The 11,888-nt window shown below is 66.7% G+C and carries 7 protein-coding genes; 2 read left to right on the forward strand and 5 right to left on the reverse strand.

The window, feature by feature from the left end; translation table 11 throughout:
• The first annotated feature begins 74 nt into the window (after positions 1-74).
• Together F468_RS0102340 and F468_RS0102345 are read left to right on the forward strand one after the other, a co-directional pair.
• A complete protein-coding gene (locus F468_RS0102340) occupies positions 75-716 on the forward strand; it encodes an OmpA family protein (protein WP_018993115.1) in 642 nt (213 codons plus the stop codon).
• Between the two features lie 190 nt (positions 717-906).
• On the forward strand, positions 907-1,407 hold the full coding sequence (locus F468_RS0102345) for a thioredoxin fold domain-containing protein (protein WP_018994560.1): 501 nt from the start codon (positions 907-909) through the stop codon (positions 1,405-1,407).
• Positions 1,408-1,480: 73 nt separating this feature from the next.
• Here F468_RS0102345 and F468_RS0102350 read toward each other — a convergent pair whose 3' ends face one another.
• The 5 genes from F468_RS0102350 to F468_RS0102370 form a co-directional block, all read right to left on the reverse strand.
• On the reverse strand, positions 1,481-5,629 hold the full coding sequence (locus F468_RS0102350; protein ID WP_018994561.1) for a translocation/assembly module TamB domain-containing protein: 4,149 nt from the start codon (positions 5,627-5,629) through the stop codon (positions 1,481-1,483).
• Entirely contained in the window at positions 5,626-7,356 is a 1,731-nt protein-coding gene (locus tag F468_RS0102355; protein ID WP_018139063.1) for an autotransporter assembly complex family protein, read from the reverse strand. Before F468_RS0102355 ends, F468_RS0102350 begins: the two co-directional genes overlap by 4 nt.
• A 172-nt stretch (positions 7,357-7,528) precedes the next feature.
• Positions 7,529-8,644 (reverse strand): ABC transporter ATP-binding protein, encoded by a 1,116-nt coding sequence (locus F468_RS0102360; protein WP_018175311.1) that lies wholly within the window; start codon positions 8,642-8,644, stop codon positions 7,529-7,531.
• A 1-nt stretch (position 8,645) separates the two neighbouring features.
• The gene (locus tag F468_RS0102365) at positions 8,646-10,325 is read right to left on the reverse strand and encodes an iron ABC transporter permease (RefSeq protein WP_018649234.1); all 1,680 of its coding nucleotides are present in this window, start codon (positions 10,323-10,325) and stop codon (positions 8,646-8,648) included.
• A 217-nt stretch (positions 10,326-10,542) separates the two neighbouring features.
• Positions 10,543-11,580 carry a Fe(3+) ABC transporter substrate-binding protein gene (locus F468_RS0102370; protein ID WP_018175313.1) on the reverse strand — a complete coding sequence of 346 codons (1,038 nt, stop codon included), beginning with the start codon at positions 11,578-11,580 and terminating at the stop codon, positions 10,543-10,545.
• Positions 11,581-11,888 lie beyond the last annotated feature (308 nt).

Raw genomic sequence — 11,888 nt, forward strand, 5'->3', positions numbered from 1 at the left:
GTCGGGAGTCAACCGTTCGGCAACGCGCTTGTCTCTGATCAGTCGTCGTTTGTTTTTACAAGGAGGCTATGAACATGAATCACAAGCTGGTTAAGAATATTCTGGCCGCGTCCGTGGCCACGCTGCTGATCGGTACCGCGAGCCAGGCAGTGGCTCAGGAGCCGCCGGCGGCCAACGTCACCGACCGCAGCGGTAATGTCGTGATGGATCGCTCTGGCGAGTGCGTGCGCACCCGTTCCTGGGCACCGGAAAACGTCCGTCATTCCGAGTGCGCCGGTTACATCCAGGAAACCGCGGAGGCCCCCGAGCCGGATCCGGCCCCCGAGCCCGAGCCCGAGCCCGAGCCCGAGTTTGAAACCACCACGCTGAGCGCCCAGGCCCTGTTCGATTTTGACAGCGCCGAACTGCGTTCGGAAGGCCGCGATGCCCTGCGTGAACTGGCCCGCAGCCTGACCGCCGACGACGCCGAGTACAGCTCGGTGCTGGTCGAAGGTCACACCTGCACCATCGGCCCGGCCGATTACAACCAGGGCCTGTCCGAGCGTCGCGCCCAGTCCGTGGCCGACTTCCTGGCCAGCGAAGGTGTGCGTGAAGACGACATCCGTACCGTGGGCTACGGTGAGGACCGCCCGACCGCCGACAACTCCACCCGCGAAGGTCGCGAGGCCAACCGTCGCGTGGAAGTGACCTCCGACGTGCGTCAGCGCGCCGACTAAGGTCTCTATAGCTGTCGGTATCCGGCCATCGGTTCGTCCGATGGTCCGGGAATCAGGCCCCGCCTCGGCGGGGCCTTTTTTATGAAGGGTCTTGGAGCCCTGGTTATGTGGTTGCGGCGCGGGGGCGCGTTAAGTTCCGGTTAAGCCTTCCGTCCTAGACTAACTCCAAAACCGGAGGACCTTACTGATCATGAATCTGCATACGCTCAAGCTACACAAGGGCATCCGTCTGGTCGGCCTGACGGTCGTCATGATGCTCGGGGGCATGTTGCTGTCTGGCGCCGCCTCCGCGCATGGGATCGAGCGGGCCACGGATCTGCAGTCCCTGGTGCAGAACGGGGACGGCAAGCCGACCCTGATCATGTTCGCCTCCGACAGCTGTCCCTATTGTGATCGGGCGGAACACCAGCACCTGGGTCCGATGAGCGAGGATGCGAGCTACGAGGGTATCCACATTCGCAAGGTCATCCTCAACCGTGACGAGGTGCGCGACTTCGACGGCGAGGTGCGCCGCGGTCACGAGCTGGGCCGTGCCTACGGGGCGCGTGTGGTCCCGACCATCATGGCCTTTGACGCCGAGGGCAATCCGGTGGGCCAGCCGCTAGTCGGTATCCCCAACGAGCAGCTCTACCGCAGCCAGATCCGTCAGCGCATTCAGCAGGCTATCCGCCACAACGGGGAATCGAGCTAGATAGACGCACCAGAGGTCGGAACGCGCGAAGAAGCTGGAGCGATCCTGACAGGTCCCGGAGCCTGGTTCGGGCTTAGCGTTCGATCCGGTAGATCAGGTCTACGGTCTGCTCGGTGGTGCCGGAGGAGGTCTCCAGTGTCAGCCGCCGGCTGAGCTCGTAGCTCAGCAACACCCGCGAGGTATTGTCGAACAAGCCCACCGAGTAGCGCAGCAGCAGGCGCGGGGACAGATACAGCCCCAGGGTCAGGGCGCTCTCCTCGATACCGCCTTCAGTATCAATCGTAACCTCGTCCAGCCCCAGTTCCGTCCCGATCCGCTGGGTGATCAGCGCGCTTTGTTCGAGGCCGTAGGCCGCGGCCGCCGACGCGATCATGTTGCCGTCCGACTCCGACGCCCCCGAGAGTGGCCGTCCGGTCAGCAGGAAGGCCATGGCTTCGGTCTCGTCCATCGCGGGTTCCGAGAACACCCTCGAGCGCAGGTTGTCCGGGGTCCCGCCGATCTCGAGGCCCACCGTTACGTTGTACTCGCGTACCGTGCGCACGGCGCGCAGGTCCAGTTCCGGTGTTTCCGCAGGCCCCTGGAACAGCAGGATGCCGCGGTCGACTCGCAGATCCTGTCCGTAAGCATTGAAGCGCCCCTCGGGGATGCGAATCTCCCCGAACAGCTGGGTGGGGCGCCCGGCAATCTCCTCGACATCCACCTCGCCGGCAAAGCGGGCAGTAAGCCCGTGGCCGTCAAAGCGCACGTCGTCACCCAGGCGGATACGGATGCGGATATCCGTCTTCAGCGCCTGCGCCTCTTCCAGTTCCTCACCCAGGATGATCTCGTCTCCGGAGACGCGGATCGCGCCCGGGGGCAGGTCCGGCGGACGGATCCGTGCCCAGGGCAGCAGCACCTCCCCGCGCACGCGGATGCCATCCTCGGGGGTGAACACCAGCTCCAGGTCCGGTGTGATCGTCGCCTCGGCGTCCACCCGATTCACGGCGAGGAAGTCTTCTCCACGCAGCTGCATCTCGGCACGCGGTCCATCGTCCCCCAGGTCCACGCGACCCGCGAGGTCGATGGCGCCATCGCCTGACTCCAGCCGCCCGTCCAGGGTCATCTCCTCGGCGGAGACGACATTGGCGTTGACCTCGGGGATCAGGATGTCGATCCCGGCATCCGGGATCAGCACACCCCCGTCGCTAAAGCGCACAGCGCCCTCGACCAGCGGGGCATCCAGGCGTCCGCCGAAGGTCAGCCGGGCATCGAGCACGCCGCGAAGGCGCTGAATGTCGGGGCTTGCCGCCGCAATCCAGGACAGATCATCGAGGCGGGCCTCGAAATCGCCATCGATGCGCGTATAGTCGCCGTCGGGACGTAGTTCGAGTGTCGCCCGTGCGATACCGCCATCGAGAAAGCCGAGTCGAAAATCGACATCCACGTCGCGGTCGCGTACCCGCGCATCGAGATGGACATCCCGGTAGGGCACATCCTGCAACTCGCCATCCTCGTCGCGCACCATCAGGCGCCCATCCGTCGGGCGTACGGCCAGATCCGCGTCGATGCGCCCCTGCTCATCCAGGCGGCCGCTGGCCTCGGCATTGATCTGCCCCTCGATGCCCAGTTCAGGCGGCAACAGGGGCTCCAGCCAGCCAAGCTCCAGGTTCTCCAGGAGTGCACTGAAGTCTCCGCCTGTCGCCTCCTGCCAGCGACCTTCGGCGCAGATGCGCCCGCCTTCCCGGGCCAGGCACAGACGCTCGAGGTCTGCGGACTCCGGGCCGCCTTCCAGGCCGACCGGGGACGGCAACGACCAGTCGCCCGCCTGGGGTTGCGTCAGGTCCAGGCGGGTCAGCCGGCCGCTCCAGTGCGTGGCGTCGAGGTCGAAGCCCCCCGCCATCGCCAGTGCCAGCGTACCCAGTTCCCGGCCATCCACGTCCAGATCCAGGCGATGGTCGTCGACGGTCCCCGAGGCCCTCAGGTGCACGTCGGCCAGGTGGATCCCGGTGGCCGGTTCCAGGTCCTCCAGCCGCAGGTCCAGCCGGGCGGGGGTGTCTTCCGCGAGCCCGGCCTCGGCGTTCAGCTGCAGCCGCGCCAGCGCGATATCCCCCAGCCGGAGGCCGGCACCGTCGCCTTCGGCCGCTACCTGTGGCGCCTCGGGAGACCCGGTGACGTGCGCATCCAGGTTCAGTTGTCCCGCAAGGTCGGGCCATAGCTGCTGCAGTTCCGGGGCATCTACCCGCAGGCGGAAATCCAGCACCTCGGTCCAGCGGCCCTGTGCGCTCAGGGTGTTGGCGCCGAGCGCCAGCTCCAGTTGTTCGACCGTCAGGGCATCGCCTTCCAGCTCGGCTCGGCCGCGCCCTTCGACCGGCTGCTCGCGCAGGGTGCCGGTCAGGCGCTCCAGTTCGGCCTGCAGATGCAGTACGCCGTCCTCGGCCTGCCCGCCGCGGGTGCTGAGTGTCAGGTCGAGGCGGCCGGGTGCCTCGGGTGTGATGATGGCCGGGTCCAATGCCTCGGCCTGCAGTGCGAGGTCCCAGTCGAGACCCTCGGCCCAGCCTACGTCTCCCGCCAGATCCAGGCGCCCGCCGTCGTCCATCGCCAGGCGCAGGCGATCGATCCGGGCGCCGCTCTCGGTCAGGTCCACGCGCCCGTCGCCGGTCACGCCAATGCCATGACTTTCAGCCCGCAGGGGGTCCAGGCGCAGCTGGGCCTGGAGCTGTCCCGAGGCGGGGGTATAGCGGCCGGACACGGCGATGCGCAGCTGATCCAGGTGACCTTCCAGCTCTTCCTGCAGGCGCGCGAGATCCGGTGCGGTCAGTGCCAGATCCATTTCGAGATCCAGCGCGTGCCCCGGATCGGACAGGTCCCCGCCCAGCCCCGCGACCTGTCCACTGAGGGCGGCCGTCAGGGCGTCTTCGTCGACCTTGAGTTCGCTCTCGCGCAGGCGGGCCGTACCGTCCGCGAGCGTCAGGCCCAGCTGTCCGGTCAGGGCGTGGTCCTCGAAGTGGCCTCGCAGCTCGTCGATGTCGATCGCGGCTTCCAGGGCCGCGAGCGGTGTCTGTTCGCTGTCCAGCGGGAGGCGGCCCCGCAGGGTGGCCCGCAGGTGTTCCAGGCCGGCGTCCATTTCCAGACCCAGGGGGGCGGGGGCGAGGTCGTCGAGCGCCAGTTGCAGGTCCCAGTCGAGGACCTCGTCGAAGCGGATGGGTCCGGCGAGCGCCAGGCGTCCGGCCTCGGAATCCAGCCTCAGTGACTCGATCTCGGCCATGGACAAATCGCCATGGGCCTGTAGCACGAGTTCGACTGCCGGCATGTCGTCCAGCCGGGCGCCGCCATCCAGGCCCAGCGACCAGTCGTCGGGCTCGCCGGAAGCACGCAGCCGTCCCATGGCGAGATGCGCGGTCTGGTCCGGGGCGAGACGGTAGGCGAACGGGGTCCAGGTGGCCTCGATGTCGAAGCGCGGGTCCTCCAGCACATTGACCACCTCGGCCTGCAGGGTCAGATCCATGCCGGCGCTCAGGGCGTGATGCAGCCGCAGGCGCTCACGCAGGTGTCCGTCCAGCTCCAGCCGCCCCTGTGCCTCGCTGGTGTCGAGGCCTTCGGCCACGGCGTCCGGCAGGGGCGAGGTCCAGGTGCCCTCGGCGTTCACCGCGTAGTCACCTTCAGTCTCGACCCGCGCCTGTAATCGTGCCTGGATCTCCGGCATGTCCAGGTCGAGGTGCTGGAGTTCGATCAGGGCGCCGCTGGCGCGGGCCTGGGCCGCGATCTGCGTGATGGTGACCAGCGGCTCGCCTTCGCGGTAGACCCGCAGGTCGCTCAGCAGGACATCGTCCAGCTGCACGGCCAATGGGAGGCGGATCGCATCGGGTAGTTCGAAGGGCTCTTCGTCGTCATCGATCGCCTCGGGTGGCAGGTCGATCAGCAGCCCGGTCGCATGTACAACCGGGATCCGCAGCTCACCGCGCAGGCCGGCGCGGGCGTCGATGCCCAGGCGGCCCTCGTCCAGTTCGATGCGGGGGCCGTCCGGCAGGGACAGGTAGAGACCGTGGATTGCGAGCTCGGTGAACAGCGTGCCCTCCACGCGTTCGATGCGCAGATCCACTGGGGCGTGCTGCTCGGCCTGTTCGACCAGCCAGCGCGTGCCGCTCTCGGAGGCGAGCAGGGCGACCAAACTCCCGATCACCAGGACCAGGAGCAGCAGGACCCCGCCGATCAGCCACAGCAGTGTCTTGCCCAGGCGCCTCACAGGTCCGGCCCCATGGAGAAGTGGATGCGGAAGTCGTCATCGGAATCCGGGCCGTGGGCGATGTCGACGCGGATCGGTCCCACGGGCGAACGCCAGCGCACGCCCACGCCGACGCCGTAGACCGGGTCGAACTCGGTCCATTCGTTGACGACGTTGCCTGCATCCACAAAGGCGGCGGCGCTCCAGTTGCCGCGAACCGGGATGTCGTACTCCAGGCTGCCGACCACCTTGTGGCGCCCGCCGATCACGTCGCCGTCCTCGTTGGTCGGGCCGACCTTCTGGTAGCCGTAGCCGCGGATGCTGGCGTCCCCGCCGGCGAAAAAGCGCAGGGAGCTGGGTAGTTCGTGGACCGAATCCACCTCGGTGAATCCGGCATCGGCGCGGGCCAGGACCCGTCCCGGGCCGATGGCGCGTACGACTTTGCCGCTGGCCAGCACCTGAGCGAACGAGGTGCTGGATAGCAGCTCTTCCTGGGCCCCCTGCACGGTGATGTCGAAGCGGTAGCCGCGGCGTGGGGTCATCGGGTCGTCCGCCTCCATGCGGCCGATGCGGTAAGACGGGATCAGCAGGCGGCTGCGATCCGTCTCTTCGCCGACGGTGTAGTCCTCGTACTCGTAGCGCAGGCCCTCGGTGGTTTGCCAGCCGCCGGTTCGCTGCAGCACGCGGTTGGCCCCGATCTGGAAGCGGTCCGACTGCTGGGAATCGGTGTCCTCGGTGCGGTAGGTCGTGAACAGGTTCAGCTGCTCGCGCAGCGGGTCACGCAGCGGGATCGCGTAGTTGAAGCCCACACCGGAGCGTACCGGGGAGGCCTCCAGCTCCGCGTGATAGCGGTGACCGCGCTTGTTGGCATAGCGGTTCTCGAAACGAAAGCGCAGGCGCGGGCCGATATCGGTGGAGTAGCCGATGCCGGCCTCGTAGCTGTGCCGCCGACGAGGCTCGAACTCGGCCACGATCGGGACGTGGCGGTCCTCGGCCTCGTCACGCAGGGGGCGTACCCGTACGCCGGAAAAGTACCCCGAGTCATTCAGGTTTCGCTGCAGCGCGATGATCTGCGAGGAGCTGTAGGGGTCGCCCTCCTCGAAAGGGATCATGCGCTCGACGAACTCTGGCGCCAGGATGTCCTGGTCCAGCGTGACCCGGCCGATGCGGTATCGCTCCCCGGTGTCCATGTGCAGGCGGATGGTCGCGGTGCGGTTTTCGCGGTCGACCTCCAGGCGGCGGGTGTGCAGGTCCGCGTCGAAATAGCCGCGATCCGCCGCAATCCGCGTCATGCGATTGCGCAGGGTGTCGTAGCGGTCATGGCGCAGGACATCGCCTTCCTGGATGTCGGTCTGGCTGAGTACGGCCTCGAACGCGAGATCGCCGACCCCCTCGCCGGTGACCTGGATGTCGACGGTTTCCACTGTGGTCGGAGGGCCGGGATCGAACGTCAGGTGCAGGTCCCAGCAGCCGTCGTTGTCGCGTTCCAGACTCAGGTCCAGTTCGGCATCGTAGTGGCCGACGGCGCGCAGGGCATTGCGGGCTCGCTCCTCCATATCGCGTAGCAGGCGGCGCTCGCGAAAGCCGGGCAGGTCGCAGGGCTGACGCGCCAGGTTGAGGCTGTTGCGAATGTTCTCGCGCTGGAGCTCCGTGCCGCCCTCCAGCACCAGGCCCGGTACCGGGCCATTGTCCTCGTCGGCCGCCAGGGGGAATGCCAGCAGCGCCAGCAGAATCCCGATCCATCTCATCCGCCGAACCGCATGCGCATGCAGCAGGGAAAATGGATGCGGGCGAGGAAGAAGGGTCATGGATCGATGATAGCGGGAAGCCGCAGGGCTTTGGGAAAAGGGGGCGTCCCTATCAGTGTCTTGCCGCGGACGTGAGTTCCCGACAAGGATCACGTCAGTGTCTCCCCTGGGTTCAGACGCTCGGGCAGTCCACTCCGCTCCCGCGCGAGAACACCACCAGATGGGTGAAGTCCAGGCGCAGGCGCACATGCTCGCCGATCACGAAGTTGTCGTGGCTGGGTGCGATGCACAGCACGCTGATCCCGTCGGGGAGCCTCAGGGTGTAGAGGAAGTCAGCCCCGCGGAAGGCCTTGTCCAGGATCTCGGTTTGCACCGTGCCCTGTTCGTTGTCGATGGCGATATCGTCCGGGCGTACCAGCACGTCCACCGCAGTGCCCGGCGGGAGCTGCTCGGACATCGAACCCTGGATCTCGCCAAAGGCCGTGTCGACCTGGTCCTCGGTGCATACCATGCCGGGGATCAGTGTGCCCTCGCCGACAAAGTCCGCGACAAAGCGGTCGGCCGGGCGGTGGTACAGGTTGTAGGCGGTATCCCATTGCGCAATGCGGCCCTGGTGGATCACCGCGATGCGGTCAGCAAAGGCGAAGGCCTCGTGCTGGTCATGGGTCACCAGGATCGCGGTGGTGTGCTCCGCACGCAGGATGCGCCGCACCTCGCGGGCCAGGTCACCGCGCAGCTCCACGTCCATGCTGGAGAAGGGCTCGTCCAGCAGCAGGAGCGCGGGTTTCGGCGCCAGGGCGCGCGCCAGTGCGATGCGCTGCTGCTGGCCGCCGGACAGGGCGTGCGGATAGGACTCGCCGTATCCGGACAGGCCGACGAGCTTCAGCAGTGTCTGAACGCGATCGGTACGTGCATCGCGGCTCCAGTCGCGGATGCCGAAGGCGATGTTGTCGGCGACACTCAGGTGCGGAAACAGCGCGAAATCCTGGAACACCATGCCGACGCCACGGCGTTCCGGGGGCACAGTGTGTCCGGGCTCGCTGACGGCCCGCCCGCCCAGATGAATGGCCCCGCGCATCACCGGTTCGAAGCCCGCAATCGCGCGCAGCAGGGTGGTCTTGCCGCAACCGGAGGGGCCCAGCAGGCAGCCGATCTGCCCCTCGGGCAGGGCCAGCGAGACCCCGTGCACCACAGCCTTGCCGTCATAGCCGATGTCGATGCTATCCAGTTCCAGCAGTGGCGTATGGGTGACCTGGATGGCGGCGTTGGAAGTAGCGGCTTGTGTCATGTCAGGTCGTACCGGCGGGCATGGGGAGCGGTTTCTGTGGCGCGTCGGCCTCGGTGTCCGGGCGCTGGTCGGGTGCGCCCTGACCGGGCCGCGAGCGACCGATGGTCATCGACAGCAGGATAACGGGAACCAGCCCGACCAGCACGATGGCCAGTGCGGCACTGGAGGATTCCGCCAGCCGTTCGTCGCCGGCCAGCTCGAAGGCGCGCACCGCGAGGGTGTTGAAATCGAACGGGCGCAGGATCAGCGTCGCGGGCAGCTCCTTGAGTACATCGACAAAGACCAGCAACAGCGCCGTCAGCAGGGTGCCGCGCATGATCGGCAGGTGTACGCGGGTCAGGGTCTGCAGGGGACGCATGCCGAGCGAACGGGCGGCGTCGTCCATGCTTGGCTGGATCTTGCCCAGCCCCGCCTCCACGGTCTGCAGCGAGACCGCGAGAAAGCGCACCGCGTAGGCAAACAGCAGGGCGAACACGGTGCCGGACAGCAGCAGCCCGGTCGACAGCCCGAAGGTGTCGCGCATGAAGCCGTCCAAGGCGTTGTCGAAGGCGGCGAACGGGATCATTACGCCAATCGCGATCACCGTGCCGGGGATCGCGTAGCCCATGCCCGCTACGCGCACGGCGAGGTTGGTAAAGGTCCCGCCTTGCATGCGCTTGGCGTAGGCCAGAACCAGGGCCAGGACTACTGCGATCACGGCAGCGGCCACCGCCAGCCAGAAGGTGTTGAACACCAGCTCGGCGAAGCGGGCGTTCATCCAGTGGTCGGTGGTTTGTGCCGCCCAGATCGTGAGCTGGGCAGCGGGCAGCAGGAACCCGAGCACCACCGGTAGCAGGCAGGCGGTGAACGCCGCCGCGGCCTTCCAGCCCTGCAGGCGATAGCGCGGCAGGGTGGAGTAGCGGCGGCTGGTGTGATGGAAGCGGGCCTTTGCGCGCGACCAGCGCTCCAGCACGATGAGTATGAAAACGAAAGTCAGCAGCACCGCCGAGAGCTGCGCGGCGGCGGCTGGGTCGCCCAGCCCGTACCAGGTGCGGAACACGCCGGTGGTAAAGGTGCTGATGCCGAAGTAGGCGACCGTACCGTAGTCCGCGAGCACCTCCATCAGCGCAAGCGTCAGCCCGGCGATGATCGCCGGGCGGGCCAGCGGCAGGGCCACGCGACGAAATCCGCCGAATGGCCCCTGACCGAGCGTGCGCGAGACCTCCAGCACACAGACCGATTGTTCGAGAAAGGCCGCGCGACTGAGCAGGTACACATACGGATAGAGCACCAGCATCAGCATGACCATCGCCCCGCCGAGCGAGCGGATCTCGGGGAAGAAGTACTCCCCGTAGCCCAGCCCGGTCAGGTCGCGGATCAGGCTCTGCACCGGCCCGGAGAAGTCCAGCATGCCGGTATAGGTGTAGGCGATGATATAGGCCGGCATCGCCAGCGGCAGCATCAGCGCCCACTGAAAGATGCTGCGTCCGGGGAACTCGCACATGCTCACCAGCCAGGCGACCGGGACGCCGATCAGCAGCACCCCGATGCCGACACCGACCAGCAGGGCCAGGGAGTTGGTGACGTAATCGGCCAGTACCGTCTGGCGCAGGTGTTCCCAGACCTCGCCCGCGGGGATGAACACGTGCCCGAAGATCACCAGCACCGGCAGTGCGAGCACCAGCGCCACCGTAATCGCCACGACCGACCACAGACTGAACGACAGTCGCGGCCGGCCCCGAGAAATGGTTCGCGTAGCGGGCAGGGCTGGGTTGGAGGGCTGGGCGCTCATGGAGTGCGAATAATAAAGGTTCTTGTTTCGAATACCACCAAGACCGCTCCTCCATTAAAGGCTTCGCAGAAACAGTAAGCCCCCGGACGGAGCCGGGGGCTTGCGAAACGCGTGGACCCGAAGGGCATCAGCGCCAGCGTACGCGGTCCATGATTCGCACCGCCTCGCTATTGTTGTCGCCCAGCAGGTGCAGCTCGATGTCGTCGGACTTGAACTCGCCAAAGCCCTGCAGGATCTCGCTGGCCGGCACGTCATCCCGGATCGGGTATTCCTGGTTTGCCTCGGCGTACCACTGTTGCGCCTCCTGCGAGGTCAGAAACTCGATCAGGCGGATGGCGTTGTCGCGGTTCGGGGCATGTGCCGTTACGCCCGCACCACTGATGTTCACGTGTGTGCCGCGGTCGTCCTGGTTGGGCCAGAAGACGCCGATCTGTTCGGCGACATCGCGGTCGCTGCCATCGCCGTCCAGCATCAGTCCCAGGTAGTAGGTGTTGGCGATGGCAACATCACAAACCCCGTCGGCCACCGCGCGAATCTGGTCCCGGTCGCCGCCCTGCGGCCGGCGCGCCATGTTGTTCACGATGCCGGCGGCCCAGGCCTCGGCGGCCTCCGCGCCCTCGGTCGCGATCATCGCGGCCACCAACGACTGGTTGTAGACGTTGTCGGACGAGCGGATGCAGATACGACCTTCCCATTGCTCGTCGGTCAGGGCCTCGTAGGTGGACAGGTCATCCGGATCGACCCGGTCCTTGTGATAGAGGATTGGGCGCGCGCGCAGCGACAGGCCGTACCACTCGCCTTCGGGATCGCGATAGCGCTCGGGGATGTTCTCGGCCAGCGTGTCGGATTCCACAGCCTGCAGCACACCCGCCTGCTGGGCGTGGTGCAGGCGCCCGGCGTCCACGGTGATCAGCACGTCCGCGGGCGAGTTGCGCCCTTCGTGGCGCAGGCGTTGTAGCAGGCTGTCCGCGCTGCCGGTGACCAGGTTCACCTTGATCCCGGTCTCCTCGGTGAACTGCTCGAGCAGGGGCTGGATCAGATTCTCCTGCCGCGCCGAGTAAAGGTTCACTTCATCTTCGTCGGCCGGGCTGCAGCCGACCAGGGGCATGGAGACGGCCACGGCTGCGGCGGCCATCACCAGCCAGGAAAGGGGGCGAAACGACATACTGAATCTTCCATTGATCAAATTAGACGAGAACGATTGTTATTTGTGTTCTCATCCGTGTCAACGATTTTCTGCCACCGAGTTGGGGCTTTGCACCTTTCCAAGGGGGTGGCATGCACGTCGGCCGGTGTTTCCTAAGGGAAACACTGACCAATTTACACACTCGCGTTGGCACCCCAGGTTTTCCGAGACAAGGCGCGTCGTGCAGCGGGTAGTGGTTCTACCCGCAAGCGGCGCAACGCAGGATCGGGGAACCTGGGGTGCCAACCCCACGGGGCTCGGCCGCTGTTGCGTGGGAACGGCGTTGC

The sequence above is a fragment of the Thioalkalivibrio sp. ALJ2 genome, from assembly GCF_000378325.1.
In the GTDB taxonomy this organism is placed as follows: domain Bacteria; phylum Pseudomonadota; class Gammaproteobacteria; order Ectothiorhodospirales; family Ectothiorhodospiraceae; genus Thioalkalivibrio.

Coding starts and splice junctions, on each gene's coding strand:
- F468_RS0102355 (WP_018139063.1), bottom strand. CDS start 7,356: ATGAGATGGATCGGGATTCTGCTGGCGCTGCTGGCATTCCCCCTGGCG.
- F468_RS0102340 (WP_018993115.1), top strand. CDS start 75: ATGAATCACAAGCTGGTTAAGAATATTCTGGCCGCGTCCGTGGCCACG.
- F468_RS0102345 (WP_018994560.1), top strand. CDS start 907: ATGAATCTGCATACGCTCAAGCTACACAAGGGCATCCGTCTGGTCGGC.
- F468_RS0102360 (WP_018175311.1), bottom strand. CDS start 8,644: ATGACACAAGCCGCTACTTCCAACGCCGCCATCCAGGTCACCCATACG.
- F468_RS0102370 (WP_018175313.1), bottom strand. CDS start 11,580: ATGTCGTTTCGCCCCCTTTCCTGGCTGGTGATGGCCGCCGCAGCCGTG.